Source organism: Segatella oulorum F0390 (genome assembly GCF_000224615.1).
GTDB lineage: Bacteria > Bacteroidota > Bacteroidia > Bacteroidales > Bacteroidaceae > Prevotella > Prevotella oulorum.
In genome coordinates this window covers 69,757-94,381 of sequence record NZ_JH114217.1, presented here as the reverse complement: position 1 = coordinate 94,381, position 24,625 = coordinate 69,757, and the positions used below count along the sequence as shown (strand labels likewise).

Below are 24,625 nucleotides of genomic sequence, written 5' to 3'. Positions count from 1 at the left end.
AACAATGAATAAATAATAAACAAGAAAATGCAAAACAAAGGAATTGTAATTTGTACAGCCGTCTTGCTGACGCTTGCAAGCATTTTTTATCTCTCGTTCTCGTTTGCAACGGCCTATTATGACCGTCAGGCAGCGAAGATAAAAGACCCTATTGCCCAACAGGATTATAAAGATTCGGTGAAATACCTGGGCATTTACTCGTATCAAAAGTGCTTGGAAACGCAGATAGGACTTGGACTTGACCTCAAAGGAGGTATGAATGTGATTCTCGAAGTCTCGGTGCCTGATGTGTTAGAGACGTTGGCCGATCACAAAACCGACGCCGCTTTCACGAAATCAATGGCTGAAGCTCGTGCGGAAGAAGAGAAGAGTCAGAGCGATTTCATCTCGCTTTTCGTGAAGTATTACCATCAGAATGCGCCCGGACATCGCTTGGCCGAGCTCTTCGCTACGCAGCAACTGCAAGGCAAAGTGAACCCGCAAAGCTCGGATTCTGAAGTGGAACGCGTGCTGAGAGCGGAAGTTCAGACCGCCATCGACAACGCATTCACCGTGGTTCGCACACGTATCGACAAGTTTGGTGTGGTACAACCCAACATACAAAAGCTCGAAGGACAGACCGGTCGCATCATGGTTGAGATGCCGGGTATCAAAGAACCCGAGCGCATGCGTAAGCTGTTGCAGGGCAGTGCCAACTTAGAGTTTTGGGAAACCTACAATGCTGAAGAGGCCATCCCCTATCTCCAACAGTTAGATACTCGCTTAGCGGCTGGCGAATCGGCCGACACTACGGCACAAACAAAAGCTGAAAAGCCGCAGCAAGCCGCAGCGAAAAAGCCTGCAAAGCTACAATTAGGCAAGGCAACCGATAAAGGTTCGGCTACACAAGACAAAGCTTTGTTGGAACAAGCCCACAAGGAACATCCCCTGTTGTCGCGCTTACAAACCACCGGAGCCAACGCTTTGGCCCTCGTAGGTTATGCAAGTGTACGCGACACCGCCGCCATTAACAAGTGCATTTATGGCACAGAAGCCAAGCAAGTGCTGCCGGCCGACATGAAATTGTTGTGGAGTGCGACCCCCGAAGACGGCGTAACAGCCAAGAATATCTATGGTCTTTATGCTATCAAAGTGAACACTCCTAATGGTCAAGCGCCTTTAGAAGGCGACGTAGTGACCGATGCTAAGGACGGTTTTAACCATGTTTCGGGTCAGCCCGAGGTATCGATGACGATGAATAGTGATGGTGCTCGTCGCTGGGCTGCCCTCACAAAGGCCAACGTTGGCCGCGCCATTGCCATCGTTTTGGATGGTGTTGTCTACTCCGCTCCACGTGTAAACGGCGAGATTGACGGCGGTTCGAGTGCCATAACCGGTAACTTTACCGTTGAAACCACCAAGGATTTGGCCAACACTTTGAAGTCGGGTCGCATGCCGGCTCCTGCAAGAATTGTGCAAGAAGAGGTGGTAGGTCCTACGCTTGGTGCCGCATCTATCCAGCAAGGTATTGAGTCGTTTGCCATCGCTTTCGTGTTGTTGATTGTCTACATGGTGCTGATGTACAACTTCGTTCCTGGCATGATTGCCAACCTTGCATTGGTGGTTAACGTGTTCTTCACGCTGGGTATCCTCACATCTTTCCAAGCAGCGCTCACCATGTCGGGCATTGCGGGTATGGTATTGTCATTGGGTACGGCCGTAGATGCCAACGTATTGATTTACGAACGCATTAAAGAAGAGTTGCGATTGGGCAAGGGAATGAAGCAAGCTGTAGCCGAAGGATATGGCAATGCCTTCTCGGCTATCTTCGACTCCAACCTCACTTCGTTGATAACCGGTGTCATTTTGTATATCTTTGGCACAGGACCTATCCAGGGTTTTGCCACCACTTGGATCATCGGTATCGTTTGTTCGTTCTTCACTTCAGTGTTCTTAACCCGCTTGGTTTACGAGAATCAACTCAACAAAGGACGCTGGGAGCACCTCAAATATTGGACACCTTTCAGCAAGAACCTCATGCAAGACAAGCACTATAAGTTCATGACCATGAGCAAAAGCACCTTTGGCGTGACCATCATCTTGGCGCTTGTCTTCATCGGGAGCTTCTTTGTTCGCGGCTTAGCACAAAGCATTGACTTCACAGGTGGTCGTAACTATGTGGTGCAATTTGAGAAACCTACCGAGCCCGAACAGGTGAGAGAGGTGCTCAATCACATCTTCCCCGGCTGCACATCGAATGCACTTTCGTTGGGAACGGACAACAAAACGATTCGTATTTCAACCAACTATAAGATTGAATCCAACAGTCCTACCATCGACGATCAGGCTGAAACGCTGCTCTATAACGGTTTGAAGAAAGCCGGAATGGTGAGCCAAAAGAGTGTAGAAGCGTTCAAAAATCCTGACGTTCGCGCAGGAGGTTCCATCATTAGCAGCTCAAAAGTGGGTCCATCGGTAGCCAAAGATGTCACCTATGGCGCCATCATCAGCGTGCTTATTGCGCTGATTGCCATCTTCCTTTATATCTTAGTGCGCTTCCGCAACGTAGCGTTCTCGGTGGGATCTACCGTGGCTTTGGCCTTCGATGCCTTGTTCGTCATCGGCTTGTTCTCCCTGCTTCAAGGCGTGTTGCCGTTCTCTTTGGAGGTCGACCAAACCTTCATCGGTGCCGTGTTGACCGTCATTGGTTACTCTATCAACGATAAAGTGGTGGTGTTTGACCGCATTCGTGAGAACCTGAAGCTGCATCCTAAGCGCGACATTCAGACGCAATTCAACGACTCTATCAACCAAACGCTGGCACGAACCATCAACACTTCGTTCTCAACGTTGATTGTGTTACTCGTGATTTTGTTCCTCGGTGGCAAGAGCATCCAGCCATTTGCATTCGCCATGACGTCGGGTGTTGTCTTCGGAACGCTCTCTTCTATCTTCATTGCCAGCCCGATTGCTTACTTAGTGATGGGCAGAAAAATCCAGTATTTGGATGGAAATGTAGAGATAGCCGATGCAAAAGCGTAAATAAGAAAAATTACTAAGGTTTTAATTTCTATCATATACGGCTGCTGATGTGTGAACATCAGCAGCCGTTTTTGTCATCCATAGCCCACGCAACCCATAAAAAAAACTTCACCATTTACTTGCTTGGCACACATTTTTTTGCTATTATTGCAACCGAAAAGAGATCAACGTTTTTCAGACTTAAACATTTATCACACAATAGCAATGGAGATTCAACAGCTCAGTTACAGCTATCCTTGGCAGTCAACGCCTGTGTTTAGCGACTTCAATCTCACGCTTTCGCCCGGCAAAATCTATGGTTTGTTGGGGCCAAATGGCGCGGGAAAATCCACCTTATTATATATAATGGCCGGTTTGTTGGCGCCCCAAACCGGGCAAGCCACGCTCAATGGGGTGAATGTGCGGCGCAGAAAGCCCTCCACGATGTGCGAGATTTTCCTCGTTCCCGATGAGTTTGAACTGCCCAACGTGTCGCTTTTAGACTATGTCAAGACCAACAGTGTGTTCTATCCACGCTTTTCTTTAGACGACATGAATGCCTATTTGCAAACCTTTGGCATGACAAACGACGTGCGACTCTCGGCCTTATCGCTCGGTCAACGCAAAAAGATTTTCATGGCCTTTGCCATGGCTACGCACGCCAAAGTGTTGTTGATGGACGAGCCAACCAACGGTCTTGACATCACGAGCAAGCAGCAATTTCGCGACTTTATCCGCCAAGGCAGCCACGAAAGTCAGCTCATCGTCATCTCCACCCATCAGGTGAAAGACGTGGAAAGCATCCTCAATCACGTGTTGTTGATGGACAGAAGCGAAATTATCCGCAACGAAGCCATCGACGGAACCACCGATTTAGAAACTTATTTCATTGAAGCAACCAAAGGAAGGGAGGCCCATCATGACTAACAATTTCTTCGCTTGGCACCGTTTTTGGTGCTATTTCAAAAAGCTGTGGATGGAACATCGCAGCCAATTCTATATCGCTACGGGCATCACTTTCGGTGTGTTGCTCATGGTGATGCTCGCTACCTTCTTCCTCACTTGCAGCTATAACGACGGCGAAGCGCTCGCCAACTATCAGGTAATCAGCATGGCTGAAACCATCAGTGGTTGGGCATCGTTCATCTATACGATTGTGATGATTGTGGCTGCCTCACAATTTTTCAGCGACGGCAAGCTCAAATCGGGTCGCATCCACGTGCTCACCACCCCCGTAAGCATGTTCGAAAACTGGCTGGCACGCGTCTGTTTGTTTGTCGTGGCCTACATCATCATGTTCCATGTCGTGTTCAATGTCGTCGAATTGCTGCGCGCCTTGCTCATGACCACCGTCCACTATGAGGGCCCAATGCTGTGGGGTGGCATCGCCAATATCAGCTTTTATACCGACCATTATTGGGAGATATGGTTCTATTTCACTGCCTTCTACGCTTTCCTCATCACCACTTACATGCTCGGCAGCGTGGTGTTTTTGCGCCGATCGCTGCTGCTCACCACCATCACCCTGCTCATTTTGCTGTTCATTGGCGGCATTTTCACGCTGTTTATTGGCGTCGGACGCATCGAAAACGGCCTTCACTTCTTCTATTGGTTAGCCTTCCTTTCGGTGGCCAACCTATGGCTATCCTACCGTCGATTGTGTGAAATGGAAATTAAAAACCGAAGATAACAGGAGGAAACGCAAATGAAAACAACCACAAAAATCATCCTTACCCTCATCGTTTTGAGCTACGTGGTGTGGGGATTGTGCATAGGATACAACATCAAAGCTGAGACAATCACATTCTATACAGCTGTCCGTCAGACGCTCAACCTTCATGATTTGAAGGGCATCCAGTTTGTTGCACCCCCCAATGAAAGCCTCGACGACTACTCGTTGGATAGCGTTTTGCTCATTGTTGACGACAAACGAACGGATATTCTCGTCGACTATCCGCGCGAACTCCTCCAAACAAAAATGCAAAACGGACAGCTCATCCTTTCGCCTTCGCCACGCTTTGCCGCAGCACATGCGAAAGGAAACTACGAGCTTACCGATGCCAAATGGACCGAGAATGATGCCCGTTTCGACACCATTGATACCGCATCCGATGGGCAATACATCGTCGTTCGGCTCTATATGCCCACAGCTCAAGCGCTCAAACTGCTGCAATCGCCCAACGCACTAAGCCAACTGGGCGCGGTAGGCGTGCAACATCTGGTGACCAAGAGCCTCACCCTGCAACAAAACTTCTCTGTCACCCTCACGCAATGCCGCATCGGCGACGCCAAAATCAATGTGGGAGTCAACAAGTTTGAATTGCAAGGCACCCGAATAAACAACATGGTTATCAAGATGTTGAATGATACAGAGAATGATAATCAAACGCTTTATGCTGACGATGACCACTCGTTTGTCGACAACTTGCTCATTCAAGGGAGCTGCAATAGCTCATTCACTTATTCGCACTATGGCCACATCATGATTGAAGGTACCGGCAATGCGCCTTCCTCTGTGACCTTAGATGGCCTGAAAGGGCGCGTCAAACTGAAATAAATGGTGGACGAAACGCAGCAGAGAATCGACGAGGCATTCATGCAAAAAGCGATCTTCGAAGCCCAAAAGGCTGCCGAAGCCGGCGAAGTTCCTATCGGGGCAGTGGTGGTTTGTCGCGGAAAAATCATCAGCCGTGCACACAATCTCACCGAGACTTTGCACGATGTTACCGCCCATGCCGAGATGCAAGCCATCACTGCTGCAGCCGATTCGTTGGGCGGAAAATACCTCCCCGATTGCACACTCTACGTCACCGTGGAACCCTGTTCGATGTGTGCGGCGGCCTTAGGCTGGGCACAAATGGGGCGCATTGTTTATGGAACGCCCGACGAGAAGCGCGGCTATCGCCGCTATGCCCCCCGCGTTTTGCACCCCAAAGCCACTGTCACGCAGGGCGTTTTGGCCGAAGAATGCCGTCAACTCATGCAGCAATTCTTTCAACAACGGCGCTGATGCCGCGCGAAAAATCCACATGCAAACCCAAAAAGAAAAATAAAAACAACATAACAACAGTTGAACATGACAAAAATTCCAGCTCAGAAACTCCCTTGGGAGGAGCGCCCTCAAGGCAGCAAAGACGTGATGTGGCGCTACAGCCACAACCCCATCATCGGCCGATATAACATCCCTACGTCCAACAGCATCTTCAATAGTGCCATCGTTCCGTTTGAAAACGGCTTCGCAGGTGTGTTCCGTTGCGACAACAAAGCCGTGCAAATGAATATCTTTGCAGGCTTCAGCAACGACGGTATCCATTGGAAAATCAACGAAGAACCCATCGTTTTCGAGGCGGGCAACACGCAGATGATTGCCTCGGAATACAAATACGACCCACGGGTGACATGGCTTGAAGACCGCTATTGGATTACTTGGTGCAACGGTTACCACGGTCCTACGATTGGTCTTGGCTACACTTTCGACTTCAAAACGTTCTATCAGTGCGAGAATGCCTTCCTGCCATTCAACCGCAATGGCGTGCTCTTCCCCGAAAAAATCAATGGCAAGTATGCCCTTCTGAGCCGTCCCAGTGACAATGGCCACACACCTTTCGGCGACATCTACCTCAGTTTCAGTCCCGATATGAAGTATTGGGGCGAGCATCGTTGCGTCATGTCGCCCACTCCTTTCCCACAAAGTGCCTGGCAATGCACGAAGATTGGCGCCGGACCCGTGCCCTTCTTGGTCGACGAAGGCTGGCTCTTGTTCTATCATGGTGTCATCACTACGTGCAATGGTTATCGCTATTCCATGGGCGCTGCCATCTTGGATAAGGAGCATCCCGAGCGCGTTCTCTATCGCACACAGCCCTATCTGCTCGCACCCAACGCCCCCTATGAGCTGCAAGGCGACGTGGCCAACGTCATTTTCCCCTGCGCAGCGCTCCACGATGGCGAGCGTGTGGCCGTCTATTATGGTGCTGCCGACACCGTTGTGGGCATGGCTTTTGGCTACATTCGCGAGATTGTAGACTTCATCAAAGCCAACAACTGTGCCGAGTAGGCCGCAGCCTTGCGGGGTAAAAGCATAGACTTTGCCCCGCAATTTGCATGCCTTTGCACTGCAATCTATTGCAGATTATGGGGCAAAGTGCATGCTTTTCTCGCATAATATTCGTATATTTGCAACCAACCTGCAAGGGTCATCACCCTACTAACCCTTTTAAAAATGAAAAAGAACCTCATGATTGCCTTGTGCATGGCGTGCCATTTCGGTGCGTTGCAAGCGACGTATGCACCCAAAACAGAGCCGGTCGACTTGGTCAACCCGTTCATTGGCACGTCGAATTTGGGCACTACCAACCCCGGAGCCATCTGTCCTAACGGGCTGATGTCCGTGGTTCCGTTCAATGTTATGGGTTCCGATGAGAACAAATGCGATAAAGATTCGCGCTGGTGGTCAACGCCTTACGAGTTCCACAACGTGTTTTTCACAGGCTTTTCCCATGTCAACCTCAGCGGCGTTGGCTGCCCCGATGTGGGCTCTTTGCTGCTAATGCCCACCACAGGCAAGCTCAATGTCGATTATAAAGAATATGGCAGTCACTACAAAGACGAGGTGGCTCGTCCGGGCTATTACAGCAATTTCTTGGTGAAACACGGCGTGAAGACCGAGGTAACCGCTACCCTTCGCACCGCCTGCGAGCGCTTTACGTTCCCCAAAGGCGAAAGCCATTTGCTGCTCAACCTTGGTGAAGGTCTCACGAAAGAGTCGGGAGCGATGGTGAAACAGGTGAGCCCCACCGAGTATGAGGGCATGAAACTGCAAGGCGCTTTTTGCTATTATGCCCAAGCCGTGTTCCCTATTTACTTCGTGATGCGTGTGAACAAGGTGCCCCAAAGCGCCGGTTACTGGAAAAAGCAGCGCGAACGGACGGGCAAACAGGCTGAATGGTTCCCCGACAGAGGACAATATAAGCTCTACACGGCCTATCAAAAAGAGATGGCCGGCGACGATATTGGCGTCTATATGAACTTCAACACCACCGACGACGAGGTGATTGAGGTGCAAATGGGCGTGTCGTTTGTCAGCATAGCCAACGCACGTGAGAACCTCAACGCCGAGCAAAAGGGCAAAGATTTCAACACCATTGCGCAAGAAACGCACCAGAAATGGAACGCCGACCTGTCGAAAATAGAAATCGAAGGCGGCACCAAAGACCAGCAAACCATTTTCTATACGGCACTCTATCACACGCTCATCCATCCCAACATCCTCCAAGATGTCAACGGACAATATCCGGCTATGGAGAGCAACCGCGTGCTTACGCAGCACGAAGGCAACCGCTACACGGTGTTCTCGCTGTGGGACACCTACCGCAACCTGCATCAATTCATGACGCTTGTCTATCCCAATCGCCAGCGCGACATGATTAAATCGATGATTAGTATGTATGATGAGAGCGGCTGGTTGCCCAAATGGGAGCTCTTTGGACGCGAGACTTACACGATGGAAGGCGACCCTTCGATTCCCGTTATCGTGGACTGTTGGCTGAAAGGGCTGCGCGGTTACGACATCAACAAGGCCTACACGGCCATGAAAAAGGGTGCCACGACCGACGAAAAGAGCAATCCGCTGCGCCCCGACAACAACGAATATGTGGAAAAAGGCTATATTTCGCTGCGCGATTCGTTCGACAATTCGGTGTCGCACGCGTTGGAATATTACATTGCCGACAATGCTTTGTCGCGCTTGGCCGCCGCTTTGGGCCACAAAGCCGATGCAAAGCTGTTCTATAACCGCTCGATGGGCTACCGACATTACTTCAGTAAGGAGTTCAATATGTTGCGTCCTATCCTGCCCAATGGAAAGTTTTATAGCCCATTCAACCCGCTGCAAGGTGCCAACTGGGAACCTTCTCCGGGCTTTCATGAGGGCAATGCGTGGAACTACACGTTCTATGTGCCCCACGATATCTATGGGTTGGCCAAGCTCATGGGCGGCAAAAAGCGCTTCATCGAGCAGCTTCAGTCGGTGTTTGACCGCGGAAACTACGACCCAACCAACGAGCCTAACATCGCTTATCCATTCCTTTTCTCCTATTTTAAAGGGGAGGAATGGCGCACACAAGTACTCACTCATCAGCTGTTGCAAACCTATTTCAAGAACAGTCCCGAGGGACTTCCCGGCAATGATGACACGGGAACGATGTCGGCTTGGGCGCTTTTCAGCATGATGGGCTTCTATCCTGACTGCCCGGGTGAGCCGGCTTACACCCTCACCTCGCCCGTTTTCGACAAGATTACGCTGCACCTTGATGCCCAACAATGGGGCAAAGACAAGCTCGTTATTGAGACCCGGCGCAGCAATCCGCAAGCCGTGCGCATCGAAAAGATGGAGGTTGGCGGCCAACCTTGGACAGCCTACCGCATCCGTCACAGCGACTTGGTGAAGGCAGGCACATTGAAATTCATCTTAAAATAATTATCTTTGCCGTGGCATCGAGTCCAAAAGGTGCCACGCTCACCTATTCTTAATGAAATGAAGACCTTGATAAAATTTGGTTTTAGCCTCTTGATGAGCGCCTGTTTCCTCACCGAATCACGCGCACACAACATCATTCCCAAGCCCCAAAGCATCGTGATGGGGCAAGGATCGATTGCAGTCAGTCAGCTCAACGCTGCGCAAACCAACCTCAAAGGCGAAGATTTTGCCCAGTTGCAAAGCTATCTTTTGCAGACGATGGGCATTCAGTTGCGCCGCGGTAACAACAGCATCGTGCGCAAAACCCATCTCTATCCGCTGCGATTATTCTGCACCGGCACGCCCGAACAGGCACGTATGGCGGCCGACAGTGTGCGCCTTCAGGGCTATAAGCTCACCATTTCGCACCGCGGAGTGTTCATCAAAGCCCCCACACCGATGGGCCTTTTCTATGGTTTGCAGACACTTCAGCAACTCAAAGAGAACGGAAGACTGCCCCATGTGCACATCACCGACTATCCAAAATATCCCTATCGCGGCATCATGATCGACTGTTCGCGCCACTTCTTCCCCATCGATGTGCTCAAAAAGCAGCTTGATGCGATGGCCTATTACAAGCTCGATCGCTTCCATTGGCATTTGGTTGATGGCGGCGGATGGCGCATAGAAATCAAGAAATACCCCGGTTTAACCGAGGAAGCTGCCTACCGAACGCAGGAAGATTGGACGAAATGGTGGCGCGGTGGCGACCGAACTTTCTGCCGAAAAGATGCTCCCGGCGCATACGGAGGTTATTATACGCAAGATGAAGTGCGCGACCTTGTGGCCTATGCTGCCGCTCGTCACATCACCGTTATACCCGAAATTGAGATGCCCGGACATAGTAATGAGGTGCTATGGGCCTATCCTTCGCTCGCCTGTGAGGGCAAAGTGCATGGCCAATCCGACTTCTGTGTGGGCAAAGACAGCACCTATCAGTTCTTAAAGGATGTGCTCAACGAGGTCATGGACCTGTTCCCTTCGTCCTATATCCATATTGGTGGCGACGAAGCGGGGCGCAAAACGTGGGAGACTTGCCCCGATTGTCAGCGCGAAATGCAAGCCAATGGGCTGAAAACGACGGCCGAATTGCAAGGTCATTTCACGGAGAAAATAGAACAATTCCTCAACGCCCATGGCCGAAAACTCATGGGATGGGACGAGATTATGGAAGGAAAGCTGGCACCTAATGCCGCCGTTATGTCGTGGAGAGGCTTTGAAGCAGGACTCGAAGCCGCGCGAAAAGGCCACGCAGTGGTGATGACTCCCGGGAAATATTGCTATCTTGACCATTATCAAGACGCCCCCATCACGCAGCCTAATGCGCAAGGTGGCTATGTAACCTTAGAGAAAGCGTACAGCTATGAGCCCCTTCCTGACAGCTGCCGGACGCCACAAACCGAGGCTTGTGTTGAGGGATTGCAAGGCAATCTGTGGACCGAATACGTGCCAACGCCGCAACATTTGGAATATATGCTCTATCCACGGGCGCTGGCTTTGGCCGAAGTGGGCTGGACAAGTGGACACAGAAACTATGCCAAGTTTCGCAAACGCGCGCTCTATGCCGTTGACTTTCTGCAACAAAAAGGCTATCATACGTTCGATTTAGCCCATGAAGTGGGTGATCGAAAGGAGTTCCGTTATGGCATGAAGCACGAGGCATTGCACAAGAAAGTGACCTATTTAAGTTCGTATGCTCCGAAATATCGTGCCGAAGGGGATAGCACTTTGACCAACGGACGCGGCGGAAACTGGGGCTTTTTCGACGGCAGATGGCAAGGTTTTATCGACCCCAAAGGCATCGATGTCATCATTGATATGGAGAAAATCACCGACATTAAAGACGTTGAAATCAACTTCTTGCAACAGGCTTCTGCCAGCATCTATACGCCCGCTTCGGTGCAGATTGAGGTGTCGAACGATGGAAAAAACTTCGTAGAAATCGATAAAACCACCTGCGATGTCGAGCCTTCTGCGCGCTATCGCATTTATCCTTACCAATGGAAAGGAACGGCAAAAGGCCGCTATGTGCATGTCAAAGCCGCATTATATGAGCCTGATAGCTGGCTCTTTATCGACGAAATTATGATTAATCGAAAATAAATTGCAAATGAAAAAAATGATTCTTGCGCTGCTCTTGCTCAGCACTTTTCACGCAAAAGCAGCCGACACCTTATTTATAAAGCAGCCCCAAGTACCCATTTTGATTGAGCGTCACGACAATGTGTTGCTGCTCATGCGGCTCAAAGCCACTGAAACGAAGGCTTTAGACCAAGTGGAACTCGACCTCGACCCATCGCTTCCACTCAACCAAGTGAAAGCCCTTCGCCTCTATTATGGCGGCACCGAGGCGCGACAATTCGATCAAAAACTGCGTTTTGCACCCGTAGATTACGTCTCGGGCTTCACACCTGGCAAGACCTTGCGCGCCAATCCGTCGTATGTAGTGTTGCGAAGTGAGCTGCAACCCACCACCCATCACCTCACCCTTGCGGCCAAACAATCGCTCTTTCCGGGCGTGAATTACTTTTGGGTGAGCATCGAAATGCAACCCAATGTGCCCGTAAAAGCAACCTTGAAAGCCGCGCTATCCAAGGCCATTGCCGACGGAAAAGCACTGCCACTCGTCAACACTTCGAAGCCCGATATGGAGCGAAGAATGGGCATAGGTGTGCGACATGCCGGCGACGATGGCGTGACAGCCTATCGCATTCCGGGCTTGGTGACGACAAACAACGGCACGCTTTTGGGCGTCTATGATGTGCGTTACAACAGCAGTACCGACCTACAAGAGCACATTGACGTGGGACTTAGCCGCAGCATCGACGGTGGAAAGACATGGGAACCCATGCGCTTGCCCTTAGCTTTTGGTGAGAATGGCGGCCTTCCGGCGGCGCAAAATGGTGTCGGCGACCCCGCTATTCTCGTGGACAAAACCAACAACACGTGTTGGGTTGTGGCCGCTTGGACCCACGGAATGGGCAACCAACGCGCATGGGTTAGCTCTAAACCCGGCATGGATAAAGACCACACGGCACAGCTGGTGATGGCAAAAAGCACCGACGACGGGCGCACATGGTCGGCTCCTATCAACCTCACACCGCTGTTAAAGCAACCCGAATGGTACTTTTTCTTCCAGGGACCGGGGCGCGGAATCACCTGCAAAGACGGCACATTGGTGTTTGCCATGCAGTTTATTGACAAAGATCGCGTGCCCCATGCCGGCATCTTATATAGCAAAGACCACGGCGAAACGTGGGCCATCTCTTCACCGGCATGCTATAATACCACCGAAGCACAGGTGGCAGAGCTGCCTTCGGGCGAACTGATGCTCAACATGCGCAACCAAAGTGGCGGCGGAAGAGCCGTTTACACCACGCGCGATTGGGGCAAAACCTGGCAGGAACACTCCTCGAATATCAAGGCCTTGCAAGAGCCCATCTGCATGGCAAGCCTCATCAGTGTGCCCGCAAAAGACAATGTTCTGGGCAAAAACATCTTGCTGTTCTCCAATCCCAACGACCCCAAAGACCGCCGAAACATCACCATTAAACTGAGCTTCGACGACGGAAAAACATGGGAAGCCTCGCATCAGGTGCTGCTTGACGACGACTATGGATGGGGCTATTCGTGCCTGACGATGATTGATCGCGAGACGGTGGGCATCCTTTACGAGAGCAGTGTGGCCCACATGACTTTCCAAGCCATCCCGCTCAAAGACTTTGTGGGCGGCAAAACGATTATCAAGGCCCAACGAATCATGCGGAAGCGAGGCCCCGTCTGTCTGACGGAATGAGGCAAGTGGGGCAACAGCCCATAAGCTTTGGCCAACCGCACCCACGCCAACGGTTGAACAAAATGGTGCAGATTGCACCACAATGTCGCACAGATTGTGCCGCAATAACGCACAGTTTGCCCCGCAATATAGTCCACTTTGTTCAAGCCGCACAACAAGAAGGAAAAAATAATGCAGAGAAATCAATGATTAAACCCGATTGACAATGAAACAAATGTTTTTGGGACTCATGCTCCCACTCATAGCCGTTGTGGGCACATGGGCTTGTCCTGAGCCCGTCGCACGAGACTATACGCAATACGTAAACCCCTTTATTGGCACGGGAGGACACGGACATGTGTTCCTCGGAGCCAACGTTCCGTTTGGCCATATCCAAGCAGGTCCCACGCAAAAGAAGCAGGGTTGGGACTGGTGTTCGGGCTATCACTACAGCGACTCCATCATCATCGGCTTCGGACAGCTGCACCTTAGCGGAACAGGCATCGGCGATTTGGGCGACATTGCCCTGCTGCCCGTGACGAAAAGCGATGTGCGTGAGGTGAAATTCTCCCACAAAGCCGAATATGCTACGCCGGGCTATTATGCCGTAACTTTAGCCAATGGCGTGCGCGTTGAACTCACTGCTACACAACGAACCGCCTTTCATCGTTACACGTTTCCGGCCGATGCACGACAAGAACAAGTGGTGGTTGACTTGGCACAAGGCGTGGGTTGGGACAAGATGACGGCCTGCACCCTACAGCAAGAAGGGCAGAACACCATCGTAGGTTCGCGCTTTTCAACGGGATGGGCAAAGGATCAGCGCGTGTTTTTCGTGGCCGAATTCTCGCAACCCATCACCCATCGCACCAAAGAAGGCGACTCGTTGAGCGTGCTTTCCTTTGAACCCACAGGGCAACCCCTCATGGTGAAGGTGGGCATTTCGAGTGTGAGCATCGACAATGCGCGCCTGAATTTGCAGCAAGAATCACCCGGTTGGAACTTCAAAACCATGGTGATCGAGGCAAAATCTGCCTGGAACAAAGAGCTAGAAAAGGTGGCCATTAGGACCGCTAACGCCACCGACAAACGCATTTTCTACACCAGTTTGTACCACACGATGACTGCTCCTTCGGTGTTTAACGATGTCAATGGCGAGTACAGAGGTGCCGATGGCAAGACCCATCGCGGCGACTTTACGCCCTATACCACCTTCTCACTGTGGGACACTTATCGTGCAGCGCACCCCTTGATGACGCTCATTCATCCCGAAAAGCAGCGCGACATTGCCGAAACCATGTTGCACATTGCGCAGCAGCAGGGGCGCCTTCCGGTGTGGTTCCTGGAGGGAAACGAGACCGATTGCATGGTGGGCAACCCCGGAGTTCCGGTGATTGTAGATATTGCTTTGAAAGGGTTTGCTGTGGATAAGCGTGCCGTTTTGGAGGCAGCCAAGAAGACCCAGCTCAACGGCGACCGCGGTTTAGACCTGCTAAAGAAATATGGTTATCTGCCATTCGACCTCGACCCCACCAACGAAACCGTGGCCAAAGGTTTGGAATATGCCTTGGCTGACGGCAGCATTGCGAAGTTAGCCAAAGCATTAAAGGACGAGAAAGACTACCAATATTTCCACAAGCGCAGCCAATCCTATCGCGATTTCTACTTCGACAAGAAGACAAAGTTCATGCGGGGCGTTGATTCTAAAGGCCATTTCCGCGAACCTTTCGACCCCTTTAAGGTCATTCACCGCGCCGATGACTACACCGAAGGCACGGCATGGCAATATATTTGGCTCGTTCCCCACGATGTTCGGGGGCTTATTTCGGCCTTTGGTGGCGACAAACCCTTTGTCAACAAGCTCGATTCGCTGTTCATTGTGAAAGGCGATATGGGCAAGGATGCCTCGCCAGACATCACCGGTTTGATTGGACAATATGCGCATGGCAACGAGCCCAGCCACCACATCATCTACCTTTATGACTACGCCGGCCAGCCTTGGAAGACGGCTTCGCGTGTGCGTGAGGTGCTGAAAACGATGTATCATGACAACATCGACGGCCTAAGTGGCAACGAAGACGTGGGCCAAATGTCGGCTTGGTATGTGCTTTCTGCTTTGGGTCTTTATCAAGTTGAGCCTGCAGGCGGCCGCTATGTGTTTGGTTCGCCGCTCTTTCATGAAGCCACTTTGCAGGTGGGCGAGGGCAAAACGTTCCAGATTGTAGCCCACAACAACAGCGCAGAAAACATGTATATTCAGCGTGCTACGCTCAATGGCAAACCCTATTCACGCGCCTATATCGACTTTAAAGATATTGTTCGTGGCGGAAAGTTAGAATTTTTCATGGGCAACAAGCCCTCAAACTTCGGCGTGAAGCCCAGCGATCGCCCATAAAACAGAACCATTCATCATCTTAAGCATCATAGTTATGACAGACGAAAAAGAAATTTTCGACATCCTTTCGGTGTTTCAATTGCAGGGCACCATTAAGAAAGTAGCTCCCATTGGCAACGGGCTCATCAACGAAACCCTCAAAGTAACAACGGCCGAAGCGGTGCAACCCGATTACATTTTGCAACGCATCAACCATCATGTGTTTCAAGATGTCGACCTGTTGCAGCACAACATCGAGGCCGTCACGGCACACATCCGCAAGAAATTGCTGGCACAAGGCGAGACCGATGTGGATAGAAAATGCCTGCGTTTCATTGCAACAACCGACGGAAAGACCTATCATCGCGACGCCAAAGGACAATATTGGCGCGTAAGTGTGTTCATTCCCGATGCCTATACCCACGAAGAAGTGAACGCAGAAAGCTCTCTCTCGTGCGGAAAAGCTTTCGGAGACTTCGAAAAAATGTTGGTCGATTTGGCCGAACCCCTTGGCGAAACCATCCCCAACTTCCACAACATGGAGCTGCGTTTGCAGCAGTTTAAGGAAGCTATTGCGGCAGACAAGGCAAAAAGAGTGCACCAAGTGAACGACATCATCACCACTTTGCTGCGCGATGGCGACGAGATGTGCCAGGCAGAGCGCCTGTATCGCGAAGGAAAATTGCCTAAACGCCTGTGCCATTGCGACACAAAGGTGAACAATATGATGTTTGATGCCGAAGGAAATGTGCTGTGTGTCATCGATTTAGACACCGTTATGCCGAGCTTTGTCTTCTCCGATTACGGCGATTTTCTGCGCACCGGCGCCAACTTTGTGGCCGAAGACAGCGATGATTTCAAGGCTGTGGGCTTCAACGACGTTATCTTTAAAGCCTTCACCGAGGGCTATTTAAGCAGCGCTTTGCCTTTCCTAACCCCCGTAGAGATCAGCCATTTGCCCTTTGCAGCGGCGCTTTTCCCCTACATGCAATGCGTACGTTTCTTGACAGACTACCTCAATGGTGATACCTATTATAAGATAAAATACGACGAACACAACTATGTGCGCACCAAAAATCAGCTGTTGCTCTTCCAAGATGCGCGCCGCAAGGAACACATGATGACCGAATTTATCCACCAAACCATCCGACAATGAAAGAACTTCAAGTGCCCGAAATAGCCTGTTTCAAGACCGAAGCCGAGGCTATTCCCGCGTTGTTCAAAAGCGAACACGTTCCCTATCAGCTCATTGCCACCGCTAATTGGCACGCAACCTATCCCTATCAGCCCGAAGTGCGCTTTGCGATAGCCCACAACAATCACGCCATTTTCTTGCATTTCTGTGTGCAAGAAGACCACGTGCGTGCGGTGGTTGATGCCAATGGTGGCCACGTTTGGGAAGATTCGTGTTGCGAATTTTTCGTGAGCCCCGATGAAAAAGCGGGCTATTACAACTTAGAAACCAACTGCATTGGCCGCGCTTTGCTCTGTCACGGCACAGGAAGGGAAGGACGAAAGCCTGCCCCTAACAACGTGATGCAGGCCATTCAGCGGTGGACTTCGTTGGGAACTGCGCCCTTTTCTGCACGAGAAGGCAGCACAGCTTGGCAACTTGCGCTCGTCATTCCCACGACATCGTTCTTCGATGACAACATAACGGAGCTGTCAGGACGCACAATGCGGGCCAATTTCTATAAGTGTGGTGACAAGACTTTGCAGCCCCATTTCCTGTCATGGAGCCCTATTCACTCCGAAAAACCCGATTTCCATCGTCCCGAAGACTTTGGAATCATTAACTTTTTATAGTCTCAAAGTGTGGGGAGACGCACCGCTTAGGGTGTGTTTCCCCTTTTTTCGATCCATTTTTACCGTTCGGATTATCCCCCAAAATTGCAACATCACATGCACCTTCTGCACAGTTATCCGCTATTCTTGGGACTGCTTTCATGCGGCATAGCCTCCCTTTTGTTGGGTTGTTCACATCCCAAGCAGCCGCAAAGGACCATTCAAAACGCGCCCATCACACGGATAAACGTCCCCAACGACAGCGCCATCGTCGCTCAACGCGTTACCGAAATCTATGGTTTTCTTTGCAAAAGTATGAACGATTCCAACGTAGAAGCTCCGGACAGAGCTGCTTTTGAACAACGTTTTTGTTCGCGAGCATGGAACGAAGAAGGCAAAAAGGTGGCCCAAATCGATGCGCGTCATCCCGGAGATATAGGCCTTTGGGAATATGATTACTGGATACAAGCGCAAGATTATGTCCGCCTTTCCTTCCGCAATGTGCGCGTCGTTTCTATCGAAAATCATCAAACGGCACGCGTGAAGCTCATTCTTCACAACGGCGAAGACGTGCCCCTTGAACTGAAAATGGTGAAAGAACAGGGGCAATGGCGCATTGACGACCTGACAGACGCATCCAATCCGCACGGTATTCGTGCCACACAAGCACAGTATATCCGCGAAAATCCTTAACCCCTTTGCGCCCTGTTCCGCTTCAAAATCCCACCCTAACGGCAGCCGTTTTCAACAAAAAAATCGCAAGAATGTAGCTTTTCACCCCAAAAACAGAACCCAACAGCACCCCAACACCACCTCTTTTTTGTGGCTTTGTAGTGCCTTTCGCCACCATCTTTGGCAACAAAGACACAGCATGATTTCACTAAACAACCCAAGAAAATGAAAAGAACCATCGTAGGAAAAGACTTTATCAAATGGCATCCCCACATGAAAGACGATTCAACCAACCTCTCGTATGCGCGGTTTGCCAACCAACTTATAAAGATTATTGAGGGACATATCGCCGACAAATCGCCTGAAAAAATCGTTGAAATAGCCTGCACCATTGCCCTGTATATGGAAGATATTGTGGGTGAATTGGGCATTTGGCAAAGTTTTATCACCCTGCATAAGCAGCTTTATGGTCGCTATCTGCCCTTTTTCGAGGTCAATGAAGAGACCTATTTCATCAATGAGCCCAACATAGAAGACATTCAATTCTTGGTTTGGAAAACGCTCTCAGCCGACCCTACGCACATTGTTCACCCCGTAAACCCCTATATTTACGAGCTTTCGAAAGACCTTTTCGATTATTGTGATGAGCGTTTCGAGCTGCTTCCCATCAATGAAGCGCTGCAAAACTACCTGCAACAGGGAGATTTTATGGACGACTTCACCTCCATGCGCTTCACCCTTCAGTGGCTCACACTGCGCTGTTACCTCACCAATTCACTCCACACGAAGGAGCAATTTGAAGCGTTACAAGACCAATATGCAAAGACATTTTATAGCGATGATGCCAAGTTAGGCAAGTATATGGCCGAATGTACGTTGGCGTTTTCGCAAAAGGTTGGCCCCTTAGCGCTAACTCCTCGCGAGTGGTTGACAAAGATTTTACAACTGCATGGCTTAGAAGAAAAGATTCAACTCCTAAACGAAATCAAGTTTAGAGATATTCAATGCTATAAAATTATCGCAGAAGAAGCACAGGGCATCCACTTCCTTTCCTATCAAAAGGAGGAACTTTTTGTGGGCTATCAAGAGCTCAACCTCCTGCCAGGAGCGCTCTATGGAGCAGGAACTGTTCTCATGTCGTTGGTTTATTATCAAGGAAAATGGGAGCTTAATGGCATCATGAGCCAGATGCCTAACGAGGAATTGTTTAACAGTTTCGGAGAGCTGATGCAAAAGACAGCCCCGCAAAAGTCGAAAACCTTAGGCATCCCTCACTATAAAGAGCTTATGAAACTATCGGGAGGAAGCCCACTTCTCTATTTCAAAAACGCCCAAGTCTATTATGATCTCTTAAAAAATGACCTTAAGTTAAAGCTCATTGACGACCACGACAAGCCCTTTACGACGCTGAGAGGCCCCCTGCTGGCCTTCGCATCCCATGAAGATGGCGAACTAATAGCCTTGCCCGATGCTGCAAAATTCATTTGCGATGTGCGAAATCCTTATTATAATGACAAGGCACAGTTAACGCATCTTTGGACCTTCTTCATCTTTGAAGCGCCACAACCCCTGTTGCGTTATCTCTTCGAACACAACATGTTGCCCAACATCTGTTTCCCTTATTTAGAAGGAGATGCTACCCTTGCTCATCAATTAGTGGCCGAAAACTGGGACTTTTTAGCCCGCTTCTTGAAAGGAAATGACTATGAAGCATAGGCCATCGCCAAAGGATTATTGTGCAACCGTAGCCCTAACGCGTGATAAAAGCTATCATTTTGGCTTGCAAAAGCATAGAGATGATGACTTAATTTGCACCAAATTGCAACGCAATCTCCACGCTTTTTCTTTTCCGTCACAAAAAGATACCAAAGGAATAGCCATCAAATGATATGCACACCCACTATTTTGTGCAACTTTGTAAGCACAAAATGCAGAAACACTTAAAAAGCGCTTCCACCATGTTCGCTTTCGATACATTCTATGTTTGGTGGTAGGCCCGTGCTAAACATAAGACCACCGCTCGTGCTGTTAGGGCGATAAATCAGAACGCTTCATTTCTTAAAAGAACTTAAAAACAAGCTTTTTCTTGTCCTTTCTTTAGCGGATTTCGCCCTTATGTGCGTATTACATGCAGACAATGACGCACACTAACGAACAGATCATCGCCTATTTGCAAGGGAAACTCACGCCACAAGAGCGGGCAACCTTGCTGGAAGAAGCACAGCACGACGAGGCTTTGCGCACGGCAATCATGGCACAAATGGAAGCCAACGCCTTGCTGTTGCTCCACGAATCGCAAACCAACATGGAGGAAGGTGAGCGGCAACTTCGCACCTTTAAAACGAGGTTGCGGCGCAAAAGATGGCTCCATGCCGCCAAACAAAGCTGGCGTTATGCCGCCGTTTTGCTCATTGGCATGCTCACCATGTGGTTCTTCCTGCCGAAACCAGCCCCCACTAAGCCCACGCTCAGCATGCAAACGCTGCATGTTCCCTATGGGCAACACTGCCAAATGACGCTCCCCGACGGCAGTAAAGTGTGGTTAAACGCCAACACAACCCTGCGTTTCGCCACACCTTTTGTGAGCGAACGCCGCCTATTTTTGCAGGGAGAGGCACTTTTTGAAGTCGCAAAAAACAAGCAATTACCCTTTGTGGTGGCGGCAAATGGTGTGAATGTCGAGGCATTGGGCACGCGTTTTCATGTAAAAAACTATGCCGGAACGCCACTCTGTGTGTCGCTTTTGCGGGGCAGTGTGCAGGTCTATCGCCCCGAAGCGCCCCAAAAGGGTGTCATCCTACTGCCTCATCAAAGCGTTGTTGCCACCAACACGGGTTTTGAACGCATCGCTTTCAACGACCAAATCAGCACATGGCAAAGCGGAATCTTGTCGTTCCAATCGGCTTCTTTGGCAGCTATTGTTCAAGAATTGCAACAGTATTATGGTGTAAAAATCAGCATCAAAAATCGCAACATCTTGCAAACCCGCTACTCAGGACGCTTCAGAACAAGCGACGGGGCGGCCGAAATACTGCGCGTATTGAGCTGCATGCAGGGCTTTAAGATGAGCGAAAACAAGAGAAACAATGAAATTATCATCCGGTAATCGAACAGAAAGGAGGCACGAACGGCACATAGAACCTAAACAATCCCGTGGTTAACAGCATGTAAGGACATGCCAACCCAAACGTCTGTATATAAAAAATAACAACCAAACTATATCTCATTTACAACTGATACATGGACAAATTATCCTACAATCGTAAGCAAGCCACAGGTAGCCGCAAGTCATTTGCGCTACGATGGCAACTCATTTGTTGCACTTTCTTGGGCCTATTCCTGCTTTCTCAGCCCGCCTTTGCACAGCAACAAAATGTGAAATTATCCAACAAAACATTAGCGGTTGCACAATTCTTTCACGAGATTGAGCAACAAAGTGGCTACCTCTTTGTCTACAAAGACAGCGATATCGACCCCAAAAGCAGTGTCTCGTTTGGACAAACTACCGGTACCATCGCCTATTTTCTCGACCATTTTGCGCAAACACATGCCCTGCGTTACGACATCACCAACCGCAAATACATTGTGTTTTCGCGAAAAACAGCTACGCCAACTGCCACGAAACAGGTGTCGGGAACGGTGAAAGATGCGAGCGGAGAGCCCTTAGTGGGTGCGACAATCCAACAAAAAGGCACCGCCAACAAGACCATTACCGATGCCGATGGACGCTTCACGCTCAACGCATCGCCAGGCACTTCGCTCGTCATCTCCTACATAGGGCTGCAAGATCAAGAGCTCAAAGCCTCGCCAAACATGACCATCACGCTCAGCGACGACGTGAAAGCATTAGACGAAGTGGTGGTGGTGGGCTATGGAACCGTGAAGAAAGCCGACTTAGCCGGTTCGGTTTCGGTGCTCGATAACAAAGCTTTTAAAGACCAACCCATCACGCGTGTTGACGATGCTTTGCAGGGAAGAATTGCCGGAGTGCACGTTGTGAACAGCGGAATTCCAGGCGGTGAGATGAAAATTCGCATTCGAGGCGCTGGCTCTATCAACCGAAGTAACGACCCTCTTTACGTAGTTGATGGTATTGTTCGCGAGAGTGGACTCACCGGTTTGGACCCAGAAGATATCCAATCCATTCAGGTTTTGAAGGATGCTTCAGCCACAGCTATCTATGGTTCGCGCGGTTCTAACGGCGTGGTTTTAGTGACAACGAAGTCGGGAAAAGCCAATATGAAGCAAGTATCCTTTGATGCTCAGTTTGGTTTCAGCAACATTGCCAAGCGTTATCCATTGCTGAATGCCTACGAATTTGCCACTGCTTATAACGAAGCCCATCCCGGAACGTTCGGTCAAGCCGACTTAACTGCTTTTCAAAATGGCGAAAAAGGCACCGATTGGCAGCGGGCAATCTCGCAAACGGGCTTCACACAAAATTATAAAGTGACGCTCACCAATGGGAATCGTGACACACAATATTACCTATCGGGTAATTATTTGAGCCAAACAGGAACGGTGCTTAGCACGAAGAACGAACGCTATCAGGCGAAACTCAATCTCACATCGAACATCACTCCATGGCTCACTATCACCGCAGATGTGAATGCTTCGCACAATGTTAGGAACATGGTGAACTTCAGTGCAGCCAAAACCAACATCCTATGGCTCGCATTAAACTACTCACCTGTGACGAATGTGATGGACAATGCGGGCAACTATAGCCACGATTTCTATAACGCCATCACGGCAGATAACCCCGTTGGGAGCCTGAAACTCAATAGTGGTCAGAGCCGACAAGACATCTTTAACGGCAGAATTGATTTGCGATTCAACCTTCTTCCGGGCCTAACTTTCACCACAACCAACGGCGTAGACTACAACGATACCAAATACTATTGGTTCCATTCGAAGCGGGTTGCCGAACAAAGCAGTATGACCAACCACGACGGACAACGCATGATGCTGCAATCAACCAATAACCTTACCTATGCAGGGCAATGGGGATTGCATGGTCTTACGGCTACGGGTGTATTCGAAACTACGCAATCTAAATATCGCATGATGCACATTTCGGGCGATAATCTGCTGACCGAAAGCGTTGGATGGTGGAACATTGGCTTGGCTAAAAGCAAGACATCAGACAATGGTTACGAAGCTTGGGCGTTGCTTTCCGGTGTGGGTCGATTGATGTATAATTACGATAACCGCTATTTACTCACGACAACTTTCCGTGCAGATGGGTCGTCAAAGTTCTTCAAAAACAAATGGGGTTTCTTCCCATCTGTGGCCTTAGCGTGGTCGTTGGGCAACGAAAAATTCATGCAGCAGCAAGACATCATCCAAGATTCCAAGCTCAGAGTGAGCTATGGATTAGTGGGAAGTCAAGCCATTTCGCCTTATGAGACCTTGGGATTGATGAAACAAGTGGGCTATGCTTATGGCGGATCGACCAAGTATACGGGCTTCTGGGCGGGCACAAGTCGCGCTACCCCCGACCTCACTTGGGAGAAAACACACCAATTCAACGTTGGTATCGACTTCGCAACACTTGCCCATCGTTTGCGCTTCTCTATCGATTACTTCAACAAAACCACCAAAGACGGTCTGCTGAAGAAGACGCTTCCGCAATATGATGGCGGCGGAACCTATTGGGTTAACGCCTGCGAAGTGGTGAACCGAGGCGTTGATTTCACCATCGATGCTCACATCTTAAATCAGAAAGACTTGAATTGGAGTTCGTCTTTCACGGGCAGTTACCTCAAGAACAAAGTTACCTCATTGGATAACATCCCCTTCGTTCAGGGCTATTCGCCTGCGGTTGGCCTGATGGGCGATGTGACACGCATCGTCGTTGGCCAACCCATTGGCGCATTTTATCTGTATCAATGGACGGGATTAGATGCTACAGGTCACGACACTTACGCCGACCTTGACGGCAGTGGCACGCTATCTGAGGGCGACAGAACGTTCTGTGGAAAGGCCAATCCCACCTTCACCTTGGGCTGGAACAACCAGCTTTCTTGGCGAAACTGGGATGTAAACCTCTTCTTTACGGGTGCTTTTGGTGCCAAACGCCTCAATCTCATGCGCTATTTCGCGGCTTCAATGAATGGCGCTTCAAAATTCATTACCCTGAAAGAAGCCTACTATCAGTCGTTTGGAAAGACCGATAACCCCATATATCCCGCTGTAAACGTCACCAATAACAACTATCAAGGCGCCTCAACCAAGTGGTTGGAGAAGGCCGATTACTTCCGTTTGGACAACATCACCCTGTCGTATAACCTCACCAAACAGCAGACTCGCTTTGCCGATGTGAAGCTATCTTTGAGCTGTCAGAATGTGTTTACGCTCACGGGATATAAAGGATTAGACCCTTCGGGCACCTCATTCATGGACACATCGCTCGGCAATGTTGACATCAACGACGGCATTGATATGGGTGCTTATCCGCTCTCTCGCACCTTTACTTTCGGCGTAAAAATCAATTTCTAAC

At 49.9% G+C, this 24,625-nt stretch carries 16 protein-coding genes; all 16 read left to right on the top strand.

Annotation, left to right across the window (positions count from 1 at the left end):
* Positions 1–27 precede the first annotated feature (27 nt).
* The 16 genes from secDF (at position 28) to HMPREF9431_RS09430 (ending at position 24,624) form a co-directional block, all read left to right on the top strand.
* A complete protein-coding gene (gene secDF / locus HMPREF9431_RS09515; protein ID WP_004381054.1) occupies positions 28–3,021 on the top strand; it encodes a protein translocase subunit SecDF in 2,994 nt (997 codons plus the stop codon).
* Positions 3,022–3,225: 204 nt separating this feature from the next.
* On the top strand, positions 3,226–3,927 hold the full coding sequence (locus HMPREF9431_RS09510; protein WP_004381053.1) for an ABC transporter ATP-binding protein: 702 nt from the start codon (positions 3,226–3,228) through the stop codon (positions 3,925–3,927).
* 49 nt (positions 3,928–3,976) lie between these two features.
* Positions 3,977–4,690: a hypothetical protein gene (locus tag HMPREF9431_RS09505; protein ID WP_004381052.1), complete on the top strand. Its 714-nt coding sequence runs from the start codon at positions 3,977–3,979 to the stop codon at positions 4,688–4,690.
* Positions 4,691–4,705: 15 nt separating this feature from the next.
* The gene (locus HMPREF9431_RS09500; RefSeq protein WP_004381051.1) at positions 4,706–5,557 is read left to right on the top strand and encodes a hypothetical protein; all 852 of its coding nucleotides are present in this window, start codon (positions 4,706–4,708) and stop codon (positions 5,555–5,557) included.
* Positions 5,558–6,010, top strand: a complete 453-nt coding sequence (locus tag HMPREF9431_RS09495) for a nucleoside deaminase (protein ID WP_004381050.1) — start codon at positions 5,558–5,560, stop codon at positions 6,008–6,010.
* Positions 6,011–6,076: 66 nt separating this feature from the next.
* Positions 6,077–7,057 carry a glycoside hydrolase family 130 protein gene (locus HMPREF9431_RS09490; protein ID WP_004381049.1) on the top strand — a complete coding sequence of 327 codons (981 nt, stop codon included), beginning with the start codon at positions 6,077–6,079 and terminating at the stop codon, positions 7,055–7,057.
* 165 nt (positions 7,058–7,222) lie between these two features.
* Positions 7,223–9,478 (top strand): GH92 family glycosyl hydrolase, encoded by a 2,256-nt coding sequence (locus HMPREF9431_RS09485; RefSeq protein ID WP_040561522.1) that lies wholly within the window; start codon positions 7,223–7,225, stop codon positions 9,476–9,478.
* A gap of 57 nt (positions 9,479–9,535) precedes the next feature.
* On the top strand, positions 9,536–11,620 hold the full coding sequence (locus HMPREF9431_RS09480) for a glycoside hydrolase family 20 protein (RefSeq protein ID WP_004381046.1): 2,085 nt from the start codon (positions 9,536–9,538) through the stop codon (positions 11,618–11,620).
* 7 nt (positions 11,621–11,627) lie between these two features.
* Complete coding sequence (locus HMPREF9431_RS09475) at positions 11,628–13,313, top strand: sialidase family protein (protein ID WP_004381044.1); 1,686 nt, start codon at positions 11,628–11,630, stop codon at positions 13,311–13,313.
* 205 nt (positions 13,314–13,518) lie between these two features.
* The gene (locus tag HMPREF9431_RS09465; protein WP_004381040.1) at positions 13,519–15,687 is read left to right on the top strand and encodes a GH92 family glycosyl hydrolase; all 2,169 of its coding nucleotides are present in this window, start codon (positions 13,519–13,521) and stop codon (positions 15,685–15,687) included.
* Between the two features lie 34 nt (positions 15,688–15,721).
* Positions 15,722–16,822 carry a phosphotransferase enzyme family protein gene (locus HMPREF9431_RS09460; RefSeq protein WP_004381038.1) on the top strand — a complete coding sequence of 367 codons (1,101 nt, stop codon included), beginning with the start codon at positions 15,722–15,724 and terminating at the stop codon, positions 16,820–16,822.
* Positions 16,819–17,472 carry a carbohydrate-binding family 9-like protein gene (locus HMPREF9431_RS09455; protein WP_004381036.1) on the top strand — a complete coding sequence of 218 codons (654 nt, stop codon included), beginning with the start codon at positions 16,819–16,821 and terminating at the stop codon, positions 17,470–17,472. Before HMPREF9431_RS09460 ends, HMPREF9431_RS09455 begins: the two co-directional genes overlap by 4 nt.
* A 96-nt stretch (positions 17,473–17,568) precedes the next feature.
* Positions 17,569–18,144, top strand: coding sequence for a DUF3828 domain-containing protein (locus tag HMPREF9431_RS09450; RefSeq protein ID WP_004381034.1), 576 nt, complete (start codon positions 17,569–17,571; stop codon positions 18,142–18,144).
* A 204-nt stretch (positions 18,145–18,348) separates the two neighbouring features.
* Complete coding sequence (locus HMPREF9431_RS09445; RefSeq protein WP_004381033.1) at positions 18,349–19,839, top strand: DUF3843 family protein; 1,491 nt, start codon at positions 18,349–18,351, stop codon at positions 19,837–19,839.
* A 421-nt stretch (positions 19,840–20,260) separates the two neighbouring features.
* Positions 20,261–21,229: a FecR domain-containing protein gene (locus HMPREF9431_RS09435; RefSeq protein ID WP_040561516.1), complete on the top strand. Its 969-nt coding sequence runs from the start codon at positions 20,261–20,263 to the stop codon at positions 21,227–21,229.
* 134 nt (positions 21,230–21,363) lie between these two features.
* Entirely contained in the window at positions 21,364–24,624 is a 3,261-nt protein-coding gene (locus HMPREF9431_RS09430; protein WP_004381031.1) for a SusC/RagA family TonB-linked outer membrane protein, read from the top strand.
* The last annotated feature ends 1 nt before the right edge of the window (position 24,625 follow it).